Origin of the sequence: Brevundimonas bacteroides DSM 4726 (assembly GCF_000701445.1) — a bacterium.
Taxonomy (GTDB): Bacteria; Pseudomonadota; Alphaproteobacteria; order Caulobacterales; family Caulobacteraceae; genus Brevundimonas; species Brevundimonas bacteroides.
In genome coordinates, this window is sequence record NZ_JNIX01000009.1 from 187,194 (window position 1) to 203,669 (window position 16,476).

Annotated in this window: 21 protein-coding genes; 10 read left to right on the forward strand and 11 right to left on the reverse strand. The window is 68.5% G+C overall.

The genetic code is table 11. From position 1 onward, the window contains the following. Complete coding sequence (locus Q333_RS0108260) at positions 1 to 1,236, forward strand: serine hydrolase domain-containing protein (RefSeq protein ID WP_029416275.1); 1,236 nt, start codon at positions 1 to 3, stop codon at positions 1,234 to 1,236. On the opposite strand, the gene Q333_RS0108265 is transcribed toward Q333_RS0108260, so the two are convergent. From Q333_RS0108265 to Q333_RS0108295, 7 genes are read right to left on the reverse strand one after another with little or no spacing between them, the layout of a single operon-like run. Beyond that, a complete protein-coding gene (locus Q333_RS0108265; protein ID WP_029416276.1) occupies positions 1,233 to 1,892 on the reverse strand; it encodes a dihydrofolate reductase family protein in 660 nt (219 codons plus the stop codon). The two genes, Q333_RS0108260 and Q333_RS0108265, sit on opposite strands and share 4 nt — an antisense overlap. 52 nt (positions 1,893 to 1,944) lie before the next feature. Continuing rightward, a complete protein-coding gene (locus tag Q333_RS16450) occupies positions 1,945 to 2,298 on the reverse strand; it encodes a DUF1801 domain-containing protein (RefSeq protein WP_211249701.1) in 354 nt (117 codons plus the stop codon). Further along, positions 2,295 to 2,936 carry a glutathione S-transferase family protein gene (locus tag Q333_RS0108275; RefSeq protein ID WP_029416277.1) on the reverse strand — a complete coding sequence of 214 codons (642 nt, stop codon included), beginning with the start codon at positions 2,934 to 2,936 and terminating at the stop codon, positions 2,295 to 2,297. The genes Q333_RS16450 and Q333_RS0108275 overlap by 4 nt, the downstream gene beginning before the upstream one ends. After that, positions 2,933 to 3,373 (reverse strand): VOC family protein, encoded by a 441-nt coding sequence (locus Q333_RS0108280; RefSeq protein ID WP_029416278.1) that lies wholly within the window; start codon positions 3,371 to 3,373, stop codon positions 2,933 to 2,935. The genes Q333_RS0108275 and Q333_RS0108280 overlap by 4 nt, the downstream gene beginning before the upstream one ends. 24 nt (positions 3,374 to 3,397) lie before the next feature. Then, positions 3,398 to 3,886, reverse strand: a complete 489-nt coding sequence (locus Q333_RS0108285) for an SRPBCC family protein (protein ID WP_051651199.1) — start codon at positions 3,884 to 3,886, stop codon at positions 3,398 to 3,400. Position 3,887: 1 nt separating this feature from the next. Next, positions 3,888 to 4,382, reverse strand: coding sequence for an SRPBCC family protein (locus Q333_RS0108290; RefSeq protein ID WP_051651200.1), 495 nt, complete (start codon positions 4,380 to 4,382; stop codon positions 3,888 to 3,890). Further along, positions 4,366 to 4,713: an ArsR/SmtB family transcription factor gene (locus Q333_RS0108295; protein WP_029416281.1), complete on the reverse strand. Its 348-nt coding sequence runs from the start codon at positions 4,711 to 4,713 to the stop codon at positions 4,366 to 4,368. Before Q333_RS0108295 ends, Q333_RS0108290 begins: the two co-directional genes overlap by 17 nt. Positions 4,714 to 4,845: 132 nt before the next feature. On the opposite strand from Q333_RS0108295, the gene Q333_RS0108300 reads away from it, so the two are divergent. The 6 genes from Q333_RS0108300 to parC all read left to right on the forward strand — a co-directional run bounded on the left by Q333_RS0108300 (position 4,846) and on the right by parC (position 11,184). After that, positions 4,846 to 5,457, forward strand: coding sequence for a flavodoxin family protein (locus Q333_RS0108300; protein ID WP_029416282.1), 612 nt, complete (start codon positions 4,846 to 4,848; stop codon positions 5,455 to 5,457). Between the two features lie 33 nt (positions 5,458 to 5,490). After that, complete coding sequence (locus Q333_RS0108305) at positions 5,491 to 5,940, forward strand: nuclear transport factor 2 family protein (protein ID WP_029416283.1); 450 nt, start codon at positions 5,491 to 5,493, stop codon at positions 5,938 to 5,940. Beyond that, entirely contained in the window at positions 5,940 to 6,671 is a 732-nt protein-coding gene (recO, locus tag Q333_RS0108310) for a DNA repair protein RecO (RefSeq protein WP_029416284.1), read from the forward strand. Before Q333_RS0108305 ends, recO begins: the two co-directional genes overlap by 1 nt. 76 nt (positions 6,672 to 6,747) lie before the next feature. Continuing rightward, positions 6,748 to 8,310, forward strand: a complete 1,563-nt coding sequence (locus tag Q333_RS0108315) for an ATP-binding protein (RefSeq protein WP_245591511.1) — start codon at positions 6,748 to 6,750, stop codon at positions 8,308 to 8,310. A 41-nt stretch (positions 8,311 to 8,351) separates the two neighbouring features. Next, complete coding sequence (locus tag Q333_RS0108320; RefSeq protein ID WP_029416286.1) at positions 8,352 to 8,918, forward strand: hypothetical protein; 567 nt, start codon at positions 8,352 to 8,354, stop codon at positions 8,916 to 8,918. Positions 8,919 to 8,979: 61 nt separating this feature from the next. Continuing rightward, positions 8,980 to 11,184 (forward strand): DNA topoisomerase IV subunit A, encoded by a 2,205-nt coding sequence (gene parC, locus Q333_RS0108325; protein ID WP_029416287.1) that lies wholly within the window; start codon positions 8,980 to 8,982, stop codon positions 11,182 to 11,184. 79 nt (positions 11,185 to 11,263) lie between these two features. Here the strand turns inward: parC and rpsU are convergent, their stop codons facing one another. After that, on the reverse strand, positions 11,264 to 11,503 hold the full coding sequence (gene rpsU / locus Q333_RS0108330; protein WP_157072420.1) for a 30S ribosomal protein S21: 240 nt from the start codon (positions 11,501 to 11,503) through the stop codon (positions 11,264 to 11,266). 200 nt (positions 11,504 to 11,703) lie between these two features. Here rpsU and Q333_RS0108335 point away from each other — a divergent pair, with 200 nt between their 5' ends. Together Q333_RS0108335 and Q333_RS16455 are read left to right on the forward strand one after the other, a co-directional pair. After that, complete coding sequence (locus tag Q333_RS0108335; RefSeq protein WP_029416289.1) at positions 11,704 to 12,363, forward strand: COQ9 family protein; 660 nt, start codon at positions 11,704 to 11,706, stop codon at positions 12,361 to 12,363. 4 nt (positions 12,364 to 12,367) lie between these two features. Then, a complete protein-coding gene (locus tag Q333_RS16455; RefSeq protein ID WP_051651201.1) occupies positions 12,368 to 12,973 on the forward strand; it encodes an SOS response-associated peptidase family protein in 606 nt (201 codons plus the stop codon). Here Q333_RS16455 and Q333_RS0108345 read toward each other — a convergent pair. Together Q333_RS0108345 and purE are read right to left on the reverse strand one after the other, a co-directional pair. Further along, entirely contained in the window at positions 12,960 to 14,045 is a 1,086-nt protein-coding gene (locus tag Q333_RS0108345; protein WP_029416291.1) for a 5-(carboxyamino)imidazole ribonucleotide synthase, read from the reverse strand. The two genes, Q333_RS16455 and Q333_RS0108345, sit on opposite strands and share 14 nt — an antisense overlap. Continuing rightward, on the reverse strand, positions 14,046 to 14,537 hold the full coding sequence (purE, locus tag Q333_RS0108350) for a 5-(carboxyamino)imidazole ribonucleotide mutase (RefSeq protein ID WP_029416292.1): 492 nt from the start codon (positions 14,535 to 14,537) through the stop codon (positions 14,046 to 14,048). It lies immediately after the preceding gene. Between the two features lie 119 nt (positions 14,538 to 14,656). On the opposite strand from purE, the gene Q333_RS0108355 reads away from it, so the two are divergent. After that, on the forward strand, positions 14,657 to 15,232 hold the full coding sequence (locus tag Q333_RS0108355; protein WP_029416293.1) for a GGDEF domain-containing protein: 576 nt from the start codon (positions 14,657 to 14,659) through the stop codon (positions 15,230 to 15,232). On the opposite strand, the gene Q333_RS0108360 is transcribed toward Q333_RS0108355, so the two are convergent. Next, on the reverse strand, positions 15,229 to 16,452 hold the full coding sequence (locus Q333_RS0108360; RefSeq protein WP_029416294.1) for an SAM-dependent methyltransferase: 1,224 nt from the start codon (positions 16,450 to 16,452) through the stop codon (positions 15,229 to 15,231). The two genes, Q333_RS0108355 and Q333_RS0108360, sit on opposite strands and share 4 nt — an antisense overlap. Positions 16,453 to 16,476 lie beyond the last annotated feature (24 nt).

Here is a 16,476-nt window from a genome sequence, read left to right on the forward strand (position 1 = left end):
GTGTTCCAGGTTCCGCGTAACGCCGGGAACCACCCCCGGCTCTTCCTCGCCCTCGTCGCCCTGATCGGGCTGCTGCTGGTCGGCGCCGTCGCGGCGATCGCGGTGACCGTCAGCGCGCCCGAACGGCTGGCCGAAAGCGTCGCGCCCGCGCCGCCGCCGCGTCCGCCGGTCGTGGTCGTCGAGGCCCTGCCGCAGCTGTCGGCCCGTCTGCGCCGCGAGGCGGACGCGGGCCGCTTCATGGGCGGATTGCTGGTGGCGCGCGGCGACGAGGTGGTGTTCCGTCAGGTCTACGGCGTCGTCGACGCGGACACCGGCCAGCCGCTGACCCTGTCGTCGAAGTTCCGATTGGCCAGCATTTCCAAGCAGTTCACGGCCGTTGCGATCCTGAAGCTGCAGGACGACGGCCAGCTGTCCGTGGACGATCCGGTGTGCCGCTGGATCCAGCCCTGTCCGGTGGCGTGGGTGCCGCTGCGGATCCATCACCTGATCTCGCACACCTCGGGCATCCCCGACCTGATGCAGCGTCCGGGCTGGGGCGTGCGCCGGACGACGCCCGCGACCATGGCCGAACTGACGGCGGACTCGGCGACCTATCGCCTGTCCTTCGTTCCGGGCGAGGAGCTTCGCTACAACAACGCGGGGTTCAATCTGGCGGCTGATATCGTCGAGCGTGCTTCAGGCCAGGCGTTCGGCGACTACCTCCAGACGACCTTCTTCGAGCCGCTGGGCATGGTCGACACCGGTCTCGGCGACGCGCCCGATCTCGTCGCGGGCCACGCCAACTTCCCCGAGGGCCTGACCCCGCAGCGCCAGCCGAACGTCTCCATCATCCCCGGCGCCGGCGCGCTCTACTCGACGCTGGACGACATGCTGGTCTGGAGCCGGGCGCTGCACGGCGGGCGGCTTCTGTCGGCCGAGAGCTACGCCGCCATGGTCGCGGACCATGCGCCGGCCGATCAGGGGCCGGAGCGGGGACGGGTGCGGCGCATCTGGGGCTATGGCGTCATGGCCAACCGGCTCGGACGACGGGTCAGCCCCGGCTTCGACGACATCCAGGTCTACCACACCGGCAGCTGGTCAGGGTTCCGCAACCTGATGAGCTGGCAGCCGGGCGGCCAGGTGACGGTCGTGGTGCTAACCAACAACTACCACCAGCAGGAGCAGGTGTTCCTGACCACCCAGCAGGCCATGGCCGAGGCGCTGGGGCGGGCGTTCCCGACCGCCATGGTCCGCTAGCCCTCGCGGCGCATCCGCTCCTGCCGCGCCGCCTCGCGGTCGTTCTGCACCTGCGGAGCGATGGCGGCGGTCTCGACAGAACCGGCACGACTATAGCGGCTGCAGATCACGCCCGAGGGAGAGGGGCGCGTCTCCGTCATCCGCCAGGCGGTGGCGGCGATCCCGTCGCGGAACAGCCGCTTCCCCTGACCGAGCAGGATCGGAAAGACCATCAGGGTGATCTCGTCGATCACGTCGGCCGCCAGCAGCGCCTGCACCAGCTGGCCGCTGCCCTGGATCAACAGGTCGCGGTCGCCGGAGCTCTTCAGCCGCCGCACCGCCTCGCCGGGCTCGTCGTCCAGCCGGTGGCTGTTGACCCAGGTCAGGGGCGTGTCCGGACCCGCGACGACGAACTTGTCGATGGCGTTGAAGGTGCGGCCGATCTCGTCGTCCTGCTCGGGCCAGTGGGCGGCGAAGATTTCATAGGTCTTGCGGCCGAGCAGCAGGTCGTAGTCGCGGCCGATCCAGCTCTCCATCATCTCGCCGACCGTCTCGTCGAAATGCGGGGCCAGCCAGCCGCCGTAGGGGAAGCCGCCGGTCCAGTCCTCGGTCGGACCGCCGGGGGCCTGCATGACCCCGTCCATCGTCAGGAAGGTCGACAGTCGAACCTTGCGCATGGGGCGTCTCCTCAGGCCTTGGCGGCCTTGGTCGGGTCGCCGAGTTCGGCGTTCAGGGCGACGCCGGCGCGACCAGGGCGGTCGCCACGGCGGGGTCCAGGGTCTCGGCTTCGGCCAGGCTGATGGAGGCCATCTCATACTGGCCGCCGGGCTTGAGGCGCGGCTCCGTCTCCCGCAGCCTCTGGCCGCGCCACAGGCCGAACAACACCCGCTTGCCCTCGGCGCGGATCAGGGCGACCGGCCCGTTCGACAGATAGACGAGGTGGCCCCACTTGATGACCTCGTCCACGCCCTCCACCGCCAAGGCGGCCGCGCGCAGGCGGCGGAGTTCCTCGCCGCGCCAGTCGTCGAACGAGGCCGCGTAGACGTCGGGCGTGAGGCCGGGCTTCACCTTTTTCCATTTCATTGCTCCGCCCGTTGGGCATCGGCGTGCGCGAAGAAGGCGAGTTGGTCGGCGTGCGCCTTCTGGAAAGCAGGCCGAGCCGTGATCCGCGCGACATAGGCTTCCGTCGCCGGTCGATCGCCAAAGCCTCGCACGGCCGGAATACGCAGCACATCGGCCGTCAGCAGATCGGCCACGGTGAACCGATCCGCCGCCAGCCACTCGCGCTCGCCGAAGACGCGCTCCATGTGGTCGAGGCGGCCCTTCAGCCAACCGGTCAAGCCGTTGTCGGTCGCGCCCGACAGGCCGAGGAACCACCAGGGCACGGTGACCATCTCCAGCGAGTTGAGGGCGGCGATCACCCATTGAAGGGTCGAGGCCTCTCCTGCGGGGTCGCGCGGCATCAGAGCCTCGCTTCTGCGGGCCAGATGAAGCAGGCCGGCCCCGCTTTCGAACAACTCCACACCCTCGTCCTCAAGGAAAGGAATCTGACCGAACGGCTGGTGCGCAAGGTGCTCCGGGCCTCGGTCAGCGAAGGGTACGGTGCGGATCTGATAGGCCAACCCGGCTTCCTCGCACGCCCAACGGAGGCGCATGTCTCGGACGAACCCGCGCGGCGGCTCTGGCACCCAGTCGTAGGTCCAGATCGTCGGCGTGCTCATTGACCCGGCGTCCAGCCTTCGGCCGGGATGGTGTTGACCATCCAGGGGATGCCGAACTTATCGGTCAAGCTGCCGTAGCCCGGCGACCAGAAGGTTTCGCCGAACGCCATGCCGACCTTGCCGCCCTCGGCCAGGGCGTCGAACACGCGACGGTTCCGGTCGATGTCGTCGGAATGGAAGGTCACATCGAAGCCGTTCTTGGGCTTGTCGATGTTGGGCGCGAACTCGGGCGGCAGATCCGCGCCCATGATCGCCTGGTCTCCCACGTCGAGCCAGCAATGCATCAGCCAGTCCTTGTATTGCGGCGGGATCGGCATGTCGGGCGGACCGTCGCCGAACGGCATGGCTGCGGTCACCTTGCCGCCCAGCACCTGGGCGTAGAACTCGAACGGTTCTCGGCAATTTCCCTGAAAGCTCAGGCTCGTCACGATCTTCATGGTCGTCTCTCCCTTGTGTTGTCTTCAGTCGGGGTTGGCCACCAGCCAGGCCTCGAGCCGGTCCAGCGTGGAGTTCCAGCCGTATTCGTGGCCGGTCAGGCTGCGTTCGGACTTCAGGCCCTCGTGGGTGAAGTCCATGCGGGTGCGGCCGTCGTCGGTCTCGTGCAGCAGAACGGTGACCAGGGTGTCGGCCGGCGGGCCGTCCTCGTGGCTCTCGTCCCAGCGGAAGGTGAAGACGAGGCGCTCAGGCTCCACGATCTCGCGGTAGTGGCCGCCCTGCCAGAGGTCTTCGCCCGTCTCGACCGAGCGCAGGCAGGCTCGCCACTGCCCGCCGACGCGAAGGTCGTTGAAGCCCTCGACCATCGGCCATTCGATCGGGCCCAGCCAGTTCACCCGCATCTCCGGTCGCGTCCAGGCCATCCAGACCAAGGCGCGCGGCGCATCGAACGTTCGCGTCAGGTCCAGCCGATGCGGCAGGAGGGTCGGCAGTTCAGGCAGGGCGACGGCGCTCATATCACAGGCTCGGCAGGAGGTCGTTCAGCTGATCGGCGACCGTGCCCCAGCCCTCGTGGAAGCCCATGGCCTCGTGCTGCTTCATCGTTTCCTCCGACCAGTGCCGGGCGGTGGCGACGTAGCGGGTCTTGCCGTCGGGCAGGGGGGTCAACTCGATCTCGGCGGCCATGAAGGGCATGCCGGCGGGACGCCAGCCCTTCACGAAGGCGTCGGTCGTGATCCAGCGACGGTGCGGCTCGACCAGAAGGAAGACGCCGTCATTGGGCATCACCTCGCCGTCCGGCCCATGCATGGTGAAGGCGAAGCGGCCGCCGACCTCGGGTTCGATCACCGCGTCGGAGATGCTCCAGGGCTTGGGGCAGAACCACTGCGCCAATATCTCCGGCGTCATGAACGCCTTCCAGATCTTCTCAGGCGTGCCGTTCAGGACGCGGTCCAGCACCAGGGCGTGTTCGTGCGCGCCGGTGGCGACGCAGGGATCAATTTCTTGGGCCACGGGGGTCTCCCTTTTGGATTTTGTTGAGGTAGGCGTCTAGGCGGTCGAAGCTGGAGTCCCAGTATCGCCGATAGTGTTCCAGCCACTCGGCCATGCCCTTCAGGCCCATCGGCTCCAGCCGGGCGGGGCGCCACTGGGCTTCCTTGCCGCGCGTGATCAAGCCGGCGTTCTCGAGCACTTTCAGATGCTTGGAGACAGCGGCCAAACTCATGTCGAAAGGCTGGGCCAGATCGTTGACGCTGGCCTCGCCCTCGGTCAGCCGCGCTAGGATGGCCCGACGGGTCGGGTCGGCCAGGGCGGCGAACTTGGCGGAGAGGTCGTCGGTCAGCATGGCAGGGCTTCGTGTTGAACTGAGTGGTTGAATGACCTCCGCGCCGGTCGCTGTCAACCGGTTGGTTGAATAAAGTCGTCGGAACGTCGGCTCTCCAACGCCGTTCGGGCAGGACCCCATTCGGAGACCCCCATGCGCGCCGTCGTCCTCAACTGCACCTTGAAGCCCTCGCCCGAGACCTCGAGCACAGAGGCGCTGGCGCGCGTCGTCATCGCCGAACTGGAGAAGGGCGGGGCGACCGTCGACCTGGTCCGCCTGGTCGATCTGAACATCAAGCCGGGCGTCGAGAGCGACATGGGCGAGGGCGACGACTGGCCGGGCGTGCGCGAGAAAATCCTGGCCGCGAACATCCTGATCGTCGCCACGCCGACCTGGCTGGGCCAGCAGTCCAGCGTGTGCATGCGGGCGCTGGAGCGGATGGACGCCCTGATCGGCGAGACCGACGACAGCGGGCGTCCGGTGGCCTTCGGCAAGGTCGCGGGCGTGGTGATCACCGGCAACGAGGACGGCGCCCACCACATCGTCGGCACGGTCAGCCAGGCTTTGATCGACATCGGCTTCACCGTGCCGGGCCACAGCTGGACCTACTGGCACCTGGGGCCGGGCGTCGGGCCCGACTACGTCGAGACGGACAAGGGTCACGACTATTCCGACCGGGTGGGGCGGAACGCGGCGCGCAACCTGCTGGCGGTGGCGCGTGTGCTGACGCCCGAGACCTTCCCGGTTCCCGAAAGCGGCGACTAGGCGTAAGCCGGACCTCCAGCCACGGAGCGTCCCATGTTTGCCGCCCTCGCCGCCGCCCTCGCGATCCAGTCCTCGCCGGAAGCCGACGTCGCCGCCGTCCTGGATCGTCTGAACGCCGCGTCCACCGCCGCCGACGGCGAGGCCTACTTCGCCCTGTTCATGCCCGACGCCCGCTTCATCGGAACCGACGCGACGGAGCACTGGACCCTGTCGGAGTTTCGCGCCTACGCGGCCCCGGTGTTCGCTCGCGGCCGGGGGTGGTCCTATCCGGCGACCGAGCGGACGATCACCATCGCCCCGATCGACTGCCGCTGCATCGCCTGGTTCGAGGAGAAGCTGATCAACGACAGCTATGGCGTGACCCGCGGCTCGGGCGTGCTGCGCCTGACCGACGACGGCTGGAAGATCGAGCAGTACGTCCTGTCGTTCGCCGTGCCGAACGATCGCGCCGACGCCGTCGTCGAGGCCATCAAGGGCGAGTGATGGAGTTCCACGAAGAGGCCTTCGTCCTCTCCGCGCGCGGCCATGGCGACACGGGCGCCGTCGTTGACCTGCTGACGGAAACGCACGGGCGGCACGCGGCCTATGTCGCGGGCGGGGCGTCGCGCAAGATGAAGCCGCACCTCCAGGCCGGGGCGCGCGTCATCGTAGACTACCGCGCCCGAACCTCGGATCATCTGGGTTCGGCGCGGCTGGAGCCGGTGGGAGAGGGGCCGAGCGCCTTGTTCGACGACTCCCTCGCCCTGACGGGCCTTTCCGCCGCCGCGGCCGTCGCGCAAGGCGCGCTTCCTGAGCGGGAGGCGCATCCGGGCGCATTCCTGGCCTTCGAGGCTTTGATGGGCGCTTTCGCGATCCCGGAGGTCTGGCCTGCCATCTTCGTGCGCTTCGAGCTCGGCTTGCTGGAAGACCTCGGGTTCGGGCTGGATCTGTCGTCGTGCGCGGTCACCGGAACGGCGGACGATCTCGTATGGGTCAGCCCCCGTACGGGTCGTGCGGTGAGTTCAGACGCCGGACGACCCTATGCCGACAAGCTGCTCAGATTGCCCCCCTTTCTTCTCGGGGCTCAGGCCGGTCTGCGTGACGGCGACGTTCGCGCGGGGCTCGACCTGACCGGCCACTTCCTGGAGCAGTTCGTCTTCCATCCGCACAACCGGCCCCTTCCGCCGGCGCGGGTCTGGATGATGGACAAGCTGGCCGAAGTCGGGCGTCTCTGACCGCTAGGATATCCTTCATCGAATTTCGTTAGTGAGAGGCTGTCAGGTTGGTGTTGGATCGATGAGTTGTGAGGCGGTGACGGAGCGGGGTGCGTGGACGGCGCTCACGGCCGGATCGGCGGACGAGGTCGCCGACCTGAACACCTTCTTCGATGTGTCGCTCGACCTGCTGATCATCCGTGATCTGGACGGCCGGGTGGTCAAGGCCAGCCGGTCCTGGCTGACTACCCTCGGTCACGATCCACAAGACATGCAGGGCAAGCCGCTGCTGCGACTGGTGCACCCGGACGATATGCCTGCCACACTGAACAGCGTCGTCGAGGTCGAGGGGCGCCGGCCCGGCGATCCGATCCTCGGGTTTCGCAACCGCTACCGGCACCGCGACGGCGACTACCGTATCTTGGAGTGGCGGGCGCAGCGGCATCAGGATCGCATCTACGCCGTCGCCCGGGACGTCACCGAACAGGTCGCGGCCGAGAAGGCCCTCGTCGAGGCCAAGGCCGCGGCCGAGGCGGCCAGTCAGGCCAAGTCGGACTTCCTGGCCAACATGAGCCATGAGATCCGGACACCGCTGAACGGCGTGATTGGCATCGTCGACGCCCTGTCGAGGACCCCGCTCAGCCCCGAGCAGGCAGAGATGGTCGGGCTGATCCGCGAGTCCGGCGTGACGCTGGAGCGACTGGTGTCCGACGTGCTGGACGTTTCCAAGATCGAGGCGGGCCAGATGACCCTCGAAGAGCGGCCCTTCGAGCTGGACGAGGCCTTCGCTTCTGCCGCCGAGGTGGCGCGGCAGCGGTGCTGGGACAAGGGGCTGCTGTTTCGCCTGCGGCGCGCGCCGGAGGCGACCGGAACCTTCGTTGGAGACAGCACGCGCGTCCGGCAAGTGGTGTCGAACCTGCTGTCGAACGCGGTCAAGTTCACTGCGGATGGGTCGATCACCCTGTCAGTTGGGCTGGAGCCGGACGGCCCCGACGAGGCGCGGCTCTCTCTCGTGGTCGAAGACACCGGCGTTGGGTTCAGCTCCGAGCACGCGACCCGGCTCTTCGAGCGCTTCAGCCAGGCGGACACCAGCATCACGCGGCGCTTCGGCGGCACGGGGCTGGGCCTGTCGATCTGTCAGTCCCTGGTCGAGATGATGGGCGGGGATATCTCCGCGCTTTCGACGCCGGGGCGGGGAAGCCGGTTCGAGGTCGTCATCCCCCTTCGCCGCGCCGACGCCGTTGTCGATACGGCGGCTCCGATAACCGAAGCGCCGGCGACCGTCCGCGAACGGCCGATGCGCATCCTGCTGGCCGAGGACCACCCGACCAACCGGCGTGTCGTGCAGCTGATCCTGCAGCCGCATGACGTCGAACTGGTGATGGTCGAGGACGGAGCCCAGGCGGTCGCTGCCTTTGCCGAGGACCGCTTCGACCTGGTGCTGATGGACATGCAGATGCCGGTTATGGACGGGCTGTCGGCGACCGAAGCCATCCGGGCGCTGGAGACCACGAGCCGCACGCCGATCATCATGCTCAGCGCCAACGCCATGGCCGAGCATCGCGATCAGGCTCGGGCCGCCGGAGCGGACCTGCACGTGCCCAAGCCCATCACGGCCGAAAGCCTGCTGGCCGGAATCGAGACTGCGCTCGCGGGCTGACAAGGGCCGAAGCGCGGCCTAGCTTGGTGCGGGAGGACGCGATGAGCGACGAAGAACCATCGCCAGGGCAGACCCTGCGCACCGCGATCCTGGACCGTGCGCGCCTGGAGTACTGGGCGTTGGTGTCGCAACTGGTCAGCGCGGTGGCGGTTGTGATCTCCCTCATTTTCGTCGGCATTCAGCTGGGCGACGCCAATCAGGTGGCGGCACGCGACGAGGCCAACGCCACCCAGACCCAATGGGGCGCCTTCAACGCCTCGATCTATGGCGATGCAGAGACCGCCGCGATCGTTCAGGCGGCCCTGTCGGGCGACAGGCCACTCGATCCTGTCGAACAGGTCCGTCTCGCCTTCCTTCTGCGGGAGCAGAGCTGGCTAACCTATCAAGGATGGGAGCGGGTGCGTGCCGGGCTCAGGCCGCGCGAGAGCTTCTACCAAGGTGCCGGCGTCGATCTGGTCGTGGTCCTGTGCTCGCCGGGCGGTCGGCTGGTCTGGCCTGGCATCCGGCGCGAGTTCCCGCCGAACTATGTCGCTGATCTGGACATTCTTGCCGCCGAATATGCGCGAGCCAGCGGTGCCGCCTGTCCGTCCACAGCGCCTGCCTCCTGACCGTCGACCCCGGCCGCGCAGCCTCTAGACTTCCGGGCCAAACCGGACGATTCGCAGGCGCATGACCATCCACACACCGCCGCCGGAAGGCGGTCGCATCGTCGAGGAGCCGATGGGCGAGGCGCTGTCGCGCCGCTATCTCGCCTATGCGCTGTCGACCATCACCAACCGGGCCCTGCCGGATGTGCGCGACGGCTTCAAGCCGGTGCACCGGCGCATCTTGTATGCCATGCACCAGATGCGGCTGAATCCGCAGGCGGCGGCGCGGAAGTGCGCCAAGGTCGTGGGCGAGGTCATGGGTGGCTATCACCCGCACGGCGACGCCTCGATCTACGATGCGCTCGTTCGCCTCGCCCAAGACTTCGCCCAGCGCTATCCACTGGTCGACGGCCAGGGCAACTTCGGCAACATCGACGGCGATAACCCCGCCGCCATGCGCTACACCGAGTGCAAGCTGACGCCTGCGGCCATGCTGATGATGGACGGAATCGATCAGGATTCCGTGGACTTTCGCCCAACCTATGACGACCAGGATGAAGAGCCGGTCGTCCTGCCCGCCGGCTTCCCCAACCTGCTCGCCAACGGCTCCTCCGGCATTGCCGTGGGCATGGCGACGTCCATTCCGCCCCATAACGTCGGAGAGCTCATCGACGCCTGTCTGTTGCTGCTGGAGCGGCCGGACGCGACGACGGCGGAGCTGGCCGAGATCGTGCCGGGTCCCGACTTCCCGACCGGCGGCGTCGCGGTCGAGGGCCATGCCTCGATCCTGGAGGCCTATGAGACCGGCCGGGGTGGCATCCGCCTGCGTGCCCGCTGGGAGAAAGAGCCGCTGGAGCGCGGTGGCTGGCAGGTGGTCGTCACCGAAATCCCCTATCAGGTCGGCAAGACCAAGCTGATCGAGGCGATGGCTGAACTGCTGGAGCAGAAGAAGCTGCCGCTGGTCGACACCTTCGACGACCAGTCCGCCGAGGACATCCGCCTGGTCATCGAGCCCAAGAGCAGGAACGTCGATCCCGACGCCATGATGGAGAGCCTGTTCCGGCTTTCCGACCTCGAGGTCCGCTTCCCGGTCAATATGAATGTGCTCGACGCCACGGGCACGCCGGGCGTGATGGGGCTGAAGGGATGTCTTCAGGCCTTCCTCGATCACCGGCGCGAGGTGCTGAACCGCCGCTCCCAGTGGCGAATCGAGAAGGTCGAGAAGCGGCTGCACCTGCTGGAAGGCCTGCGGATCGTCTTCCTGAACCTGGACGAGGTCATCCGCATCGTGCGCGAGGAGGAGCAGCCCAAGGCCGTCCTGATCGCCCGCTTCGGCCTGTCGGAGACCCAGGCCGACTTCATCCTCGACACCCGTCTGCGCCAGCTGGCGCGGATCGAGGAAATGACGATCGAGAATGAGTTCAAGGCCTTGTCCGAAGAACTGGCGGCCCTGCGTGCGCTGTCGGCGTCGCCGGCCAAGCAGTGGAAGGCAATTGGCAAGGAACTGGAGGCGACGCGCAAGGCGCTCGTCTCGCCGCGGCGAACGACCATCGCGGAAGCCGTGGACACATCGGCCTTGGTCGCGCCGGAGGCCTTCATCCCCCGCGAGGCGATCACCGTCATCCTGTCCGAGCGCGGCTGGATTCGGGCGGTGAAGGGCAAGGTCGATGATCCGTCGGAGCTGAAGTTCAAGGAGGGCGACGGCCTAGGCTTCCTCGTTCCGGCTTTCACCACCGACAAGATCCTGGTCGCGGCGACGGATGGTCGGGTGTTCACGGTCGGAGCCGACAAGCTGGCGTCTGGACGCGGGCACGGCGAGCCGCTGCGTCTGATGATCGAGCTGGAGGACTCCGCCGGCATCGTCGGCATGTTCGCCCATCAGTCGGGCGCGAAGATGCTTATGGCGTCGAAGGCGGGTTACGGGTTCGTCGCGCCGGAGGACGAACTGCTGGCCACCAAGCGCGGCGGCAAGCAGGTGCTGAACGGCGACCTCCTGGCGGCGCTGCGACTCGGTCCAGCGGACCACGTCGTGACTATCGGGGAGAACCTGAAGACCCTGATCTTCCGCGTGGATGAGCTGCCAGAGATGCCGCGCGGCAAGGGGGTGAAGCTGCAGTCCTTCAAGCAGGGCGGCCTGTCCGACATCGCGGTCTTCGCCGCCGAGGCCGGGCCGGAGTGGGTCGATGGCGGCGGACGTCGTCGCAACTGGCCGGACTGGAAGGACTGGCTCGGCAAACGCGCCGGGGCAGGGCGCATGGGGCCGCGCGGGCTGCGCAAGTTCCGGTAGACCCAGGCCGACGCGCCATCCGACCACGAAAAAGGCCGCCCCGAGGGGCGGCCTTTGATCTTTCGATCTGATCCGACGATCAGGCGCGGGGCGCGCGGGGCTTGGGAGCCGGCAGCAGGCCTTCGCGCTGGGCGCGCTTGCGGGCCAGCTTGCGGGCGCGACGGACGGCCTCGGCCTTCTGACGGGCGCGCTTCTCCGAGGGCTTCTCGTAGTGCACGTGGCGCTTCATCTCGCGGAAGCTGCCTTCGCGCTGCATCTTCTTCTTCAGGGCCTTGAGCGCCTGATCGACATTGTTGTCGCGAACGAAAATCTGAACCAGGTTCAACTCTCCTTTGGCTGCCCGCCGCGTCCTGTGAGAGGCGGGCAGACAAATAAAATCCGATCCCGCGGGCGACAGCCCGGCGAGCGAAGCCGGGTCGATACACCAAGCCCCCCGGAGTGTCCAGCCGATCCGCCGCCATTCGTCGCGGTCTGCATCCCCGTCTCGCGCGTTCAGTCGGGCGACGCTAAGGATAGCCCATGACCGACGTCCCACCCCTGTCGAACGCCGAGCCGGACTGGGCCGACAACAAGGAACAGGCGGTGCTGGACGCCGCCATCCGTTTGGCCCCGACGCTGGGCTGGAACGCGCGGATGGTGCGCGAGGCCTGCGCCGCCGAGGGTCTGTCGGCGGGTGATCAGGAGCTGCTGCTTCCGAATGGCGCGCGCGACCTCGCCGCCCTGCTGTCGCGGCGGCATGATTCGCGGGCGCTGGAGGCGCTCGGGTCCGCCGAGGGGCTGAAGATCCGCGAGCGCATCGCCCAGGCGGTGTCTGCGCGGATGGAAGCGGGGGCCGATGATCTGGAGGCCACCCGCAAGTGCTCGGGCTTTCTGGCGCTCCCGACCAACGCCGATCTCGGTCTGTCGCTCGCCTGGGAGACGGCCGATCATCTTTGGCGCTGGGCCGGAGACACGGCGACCGACTGGAACCACTATTCCAAGCGCACGATCCTTTCCGGCATCCTCATCCCTGCGCTGACGATGCGCTGGTTCGAGGGCCGAGACGCGGCCGAGGCCTTCGTCGCGCGCCGGATCGACAACGTCATGGCCTTCGAGAAATGGAAGGCGGGCAAGGATTTCGACGCTCCGGTGCGCAAGGCGACGGAGTTTTTGACCCGGCTCCGCTACGGCGCGACCTGATCCGGTGTGCGCCTCCTATCAGGCCAAGCTGAACGTCACCCAGCTGGTGGACTGGTTCGCGCGCGCCAGAGCGCCGCTCGACCTGCCCGGCGGACTGCCCAATCTGGAGCCGCAGGACGAGGTGCGGCCGACCGACAGCGCGCCGGTCGTGCTGGGGACCGGCGGCGTGGCAAGTCTGGCGACGCAGCGGTTCGGCTTTCCGCCGCCCAAGCCCAAGGCCGGGCCGATCATCAACATGAGGGCCGAGGGCCGGACCTTCCTGAACCGCGAGCGGACCGGCCGCTGCCTCGTGCCGGTCAGCGGCTTCTATGAGTTCACAGGATCATCCTATCCCAAGACGCGCTGGATGTTCCGCGATGCGGAGGCGCCGTTTCTGGCGCTGGCGGCCGTCTGGCGGGCGGGGGAGGGCGACGCCTTCTCGCTGCTGACCACTGAGCCCGGTCTGGACGTCGCGCCCTATCACACGCGCGGCGTGATCCCGGTGCCGGTGGAGCGCTGGGCCGACTGGCTGTTCGCGGAAGAGTTTCCCACGGACGTCATCGCGCCGCCGCCCGCAGGGCGTCTGCTGGTCCAGGCGGCGCCGAGGCCGGCGAAGCCTACAGCGGCCTGACCTTGTTCACATGCGCCATCTTGCGGCCGGGGCGGGCTTCCGCCTTGCCGTAGAGGTGCAGCCGGGCGTCGGCCTTGCCGGCCAGCTTCTTCCACTGCTCGACCTCCTTGCCCAGCAGGTTGTGCATCTCGACGCGAGCGTGGGGCGCGGTCGGGCCGAGCGGCCAGCCGGCGACGGCGCGGATGTGCTGTTCGAACTGGTCGCAGACACAGCCGTCCTGGGTCCAGTGTCCGGTGTTGTGAACGCGCGGCGCGATCTCATTGACCAGCAGCTTGCCGCCGCCCAGGTCGAACAGCTCGATGCCGATCACCCCGACGTAGTCGAGCCCGTCCAGCACGGCCCGAGCGATGGCGCGGGCGCGGCGCTCGGTCTTCGCGTCGACCTCGGCCGGGGCGAGGGTGGTGCGCAGCACGCCGCCCGCATGGGTGTTCTCGCCCAGCGGATAGACCGCCGTCGCTCCGTCGCGGCCGCGCGCGGCGATGATCGACAGTTCGCGCGTGAAGTCGGCGCGGGCCTCCAGGATCGCGGGGCGGCCGCCGATGGCCTCGAACGACTTGGCTGCGTCCTTGGGCGACTTGATCCAGACCTGGCCCTTGCCGTCATAGCCTTCGCGGCGGGTCTTGAGCAGGGCGGGGCAGCCCAGCCGCTCGATCGCGGCCGTCAGGTCCTCCAGCGTCGCCACCGGAACGAAATCGACGGTCGTCGCGCCCACGCCGTTCAGGAAGGTCTTCTCGTCGACCCGATCCTGGGCGACGGCCAAGGCCACCGGACCCGGCGCGACGCGAGCGCCCGCCTCGGCCAGCCGTTCCATCGAACTGGCGGGCACGTTCTCGAATTCGAAGGTGACCACGTCGCAGACGCGGCCGAAGACGTTCAGGGCCACAGGGTCGTCATAGGCGGCGACGATCTGGCCGCGCGACACACGCCCCGCCGGGCTGTTGTCCTCGGGGTCCAGGATCACGACGTCGAAACCCAGCCGCGAGGCGGCCTGCGACAGCATGCGACCCAGCTGGCCGCCGCCCAGGATGCCGATGGTCGAGCCCGGCGCGAGAGGCGCGTCGCTTCCGCTCACTCAGTCCTCGACCGTCTCGTGGACCGCTTCCGTCTGGGCCTCGCGGAAGGCGTTCAGCCGTCCGGCCAGCACGGGATCGCCCAGCGCCAGGATCTGGGCCGCCAGGATGCCGGCGTTCTTGGCCCCCGCCTCGCCGATGGCCAGGGTCGCCACCGGCACGCCGCCGGGCATCTGGACGATGGACAGCAGGGAATCGAGGCCCTTCAGCGCCTTTGTCTGCACCGGCACGCCGAGCACGGGCAGGGACGTCATCGAGGCCGCCATGCCCGGCAGGTGGGCCGCGCCCCCGGCGCCCGCGATGATGACCTTGAAGCCCGCGTCCCGCGCGCCTGAAGCGAAGTCCCACAGGCGCTTTGGCGTGCGATGCGCCGACACGACCTTCGCTTCCCAGGCCACGCCCAGCCGGTCCAGCGTCTCGGCGGCGTGCTTCATCGTCGGCCAGTCGGATCGACTGCCCATGATGATCGCGACGGGCGGGGTCTCGGTCGCCATGCGGTCGAGCTTCCTTCCTGGCGGGAAAGCGGCCGGTTACAGCACGCGCGTTGCGCCCGCAACCGAGGGCGTTAGCCTGTAGTCGCGCGGCCGTCGTTGAGTCGCCCCGGAGCCCGACCGTGACCGACGCGGCCGACATCGACGCCCTCGCCGATCCGCACGCCGAGATCGCCCGCCTGCGCGCCGAGGTCGACGCCCTGCGCGCCCGCGCCGAGGCGGCGGAGGCCGCGGCGGAACACGACGTCCTGACGCCGGTGCTGAACCGCCGCGGCTTCGTCGCCGCCATGACGCGGACGATGGCCTATTGTACCCGATACGGCGTCCCGGCGGCGCTGCTGTATCTCGACCTCGACGGCTTCAAGGGCGTCAACGACAGCCTTGGCCACGCCGCGGGGGATGCGGCCCTGGTCCGCGTGGCGGAGATCCTGCTGGAGAACGTGCGCGCCACCGACGCCGTCGGCCGCCTAGGGGGCGACGAGTTCGCCGTCGTGCTGCTGAACGCCGGGCTGGAGGAGGGGCGAGAGAAGGCCGCCGCGCTGAGGGCTGCGCTGGAATCGGCCGAGTTCACTTGGGAGGGCCGGTCGGCGCGCCTGGACGGCTCCTTCGGCGTGCGTGCCTTCGCCGGCCACACCGACGTCGAGGCCTGGCTGGCCGAGGCCGACGCCGCCATGTGGGTCAGGAAGCGCGGCCGCTAGGCGCGGGTCAGGGCCAGCTGGATCACGTCCGTCCGCCGCGAGCGGAACCCCGCCTCGCAATAGGCCAGGTAGAATCGCCACAGCCGCCGGAACCGCTCGTCGAAGCCGCCCATCTTGCGGATGTCGGCCCAGGCCGCCTGGAACCTCTGGTCCCAGCGCGACAGGGTGTCGGCGTAATCGACGCCGAATCGCTCGACGGCGTCCCAGCTCAGCCCCGCCGCCTCGACCACGGGCTGGAGCCGCGCCTCGGACGGCAACATGCCGCCGGGGAAGATGTATTTCTGGATGAAGTCGACGCGGGCGTTGTACTCGTCGAACAGCGCGTCCTGGATCGTGATGATCTGCAGGCCCGCCCGGCCGCCGGGGACCAGAACCTGCCGGACCTTGTCGAAATAGGCTCCCCAGTATTCCTTGCCGACGGCCTCGAACATCTCGATCGAGGCGACGCGGTCGAAGGTCCCCTCGACGTCGCGATAGTCGATCAGGCGGATGTCGGTCCGCTCCGACAGGCCGGCGTTGAACAGCCTCCGCCGGGCGAAGTCGTGCTGCTCGCGGCTGATGGTGACGCCGGTCACATGGGCGCCGACCTCTCTGGCCGCATACTCCGCGAAGCCGCCCCAGCCGCAGCCGATCTCCAGCACCCGCATGCCGGGCTTCAGGTCCATGGCGCGCGCCAGCTCGGCGTATTTCCGGGTCTGGGCGGTCTCCAGAGGCTCTGACGGGCTGTCGAACCGGGCCGAGGAATAGGTCATCGTCCGGTCCAGCCACGCCTCGTAGAAGGCGTTGCCGAGGTCGTAGTGGGCGTGGATGTTCTTCTTCGACCCGGTCCGACTGTTGCGGTTCAGCCGGTGCGAGATCCAGTTCGCCGCCAGCATAATGGCGTTGCCGTCGAACAGGCGGCGGATGTGGTCGTAGTTCGACGCCAGAACCTCCAGCAGCACGGCCAGATGCGGGCTGTCCCACTCGCCGGCGACATAGCCCTCGGCATAGCCGATGTCGCCGTTGGCCAGGACGCGGCGGGCGAAGCGGTAGTCGATGACCTGCATGACGGCGGCGGGGCCGGGCGTGGCGCCCTCCAGCCGATGCACCTCGCCGTTCGGCAGGGTCAGGGTCAGCGTCCCGTAGGTCCAGTTGGCCGACAGCAGACGCAGCAGCAGCGCGAAGACGCGCGGCGTCTTCTTGACGGAGGGCAGGGCGTGATCGGCGGTGGATGCGGTCATGACGGCCAAGCTGGGTTTGGCAGC

Coding starts and splice junctions, on each gene's coding strand:
- recO (WP_029416284.1), top strand. CDS start 5,940: ATGGAGTTCCACGAAGAGGCCTTCGTCCTCTCCGCGCGCGGCCATGGC.
- Q333_RS0108320 (WP_029416286.1), top strand. CDS start 8,352: ATGAGCGACGAAGAACCATCGCCAGGGCAGACCCTGCGCACCGCGATC.
- Q333_RS0108285 (WP_051651199.1), bottom strand. CDS start 3,886: ATGAGCGCCGTCGCCCTGCCTGAACTGCCGACCCTCCTGCCGCATCGG.
- Q333_RS0108275 (WP_029416277.1), bottom strand. CDS start 2,936: ATGAGCACGCCGACGATCTGGACCTACGACTGGGTGCCAGAGCCGCCG.
- Q333_RS0108280 (WP_029416278.1), bottom strand. CDS start 3,373: ATGAAGATCGTGACGAGCCTGAGCTTTCAGGGAAATTGCCGAGAACCG.
- Q333_RS0108360 (WP_029416294.1), bottom strand. CDS start 16,452: ATGACCGCATCCACCGCCGATCACGCCCTGCCCTCCGTCAAGAAGACG.
- Q333_RS16450 (WP_211249701.1), bottom strand. CDS start 2,298: ATGAAATGGAAAAAGGTGAAGCCCGGCCTCACGCCCGACGTCTACGCG.
- Q333_RS0108295 (WP_029416281.1), bottom strand. CDS start 4,713: ATGCTGACCGACGACCTCTCCGCCAAGTTCGCCGCCCTGGCCGACCCG.
- Q333_RS0108305 (WP_029416283.1), top strand. CDS start 5,491: ATGTTTGCCGCCCTCGCCGCCGCCCTCGCGATCCAGTCCTCGCCGGAA.
- Q333_RS0108300 (WP_029416282.1), top strand. CDS start 4,846: ATGCGCGCCGTCGTCCTCAACTGCACCTTGAAGCCCTCGCCCGAGACC.
- Q333_RS0108335 (WP_029416289.1), top strand. CDS start 11,704: ATGACCGACGTCCCACCCCTGTCGAACGCCGAGCCGGACTGGGCCGAC.
- Q333_RS0108265 (WP_029416276.1), bottom strand. CDS start 1,892: ATGCGCAAGGTTCGACTGTCGACCTTCCTGACGATGGACGGGGTCATG.
- purE (WP_029416292.1), bottom strand. CDS start 14,537: ATGGCGACCGAGACCCCGCCCGTCGCGATCATCATGGGCAGTCGATCC.
- parC (WP_029416287.1), top strand. CDS start 8,980: ATGACCATCCACACACCGCCGCCGGAAGGCGGTCGCATCGTCGAGGAG.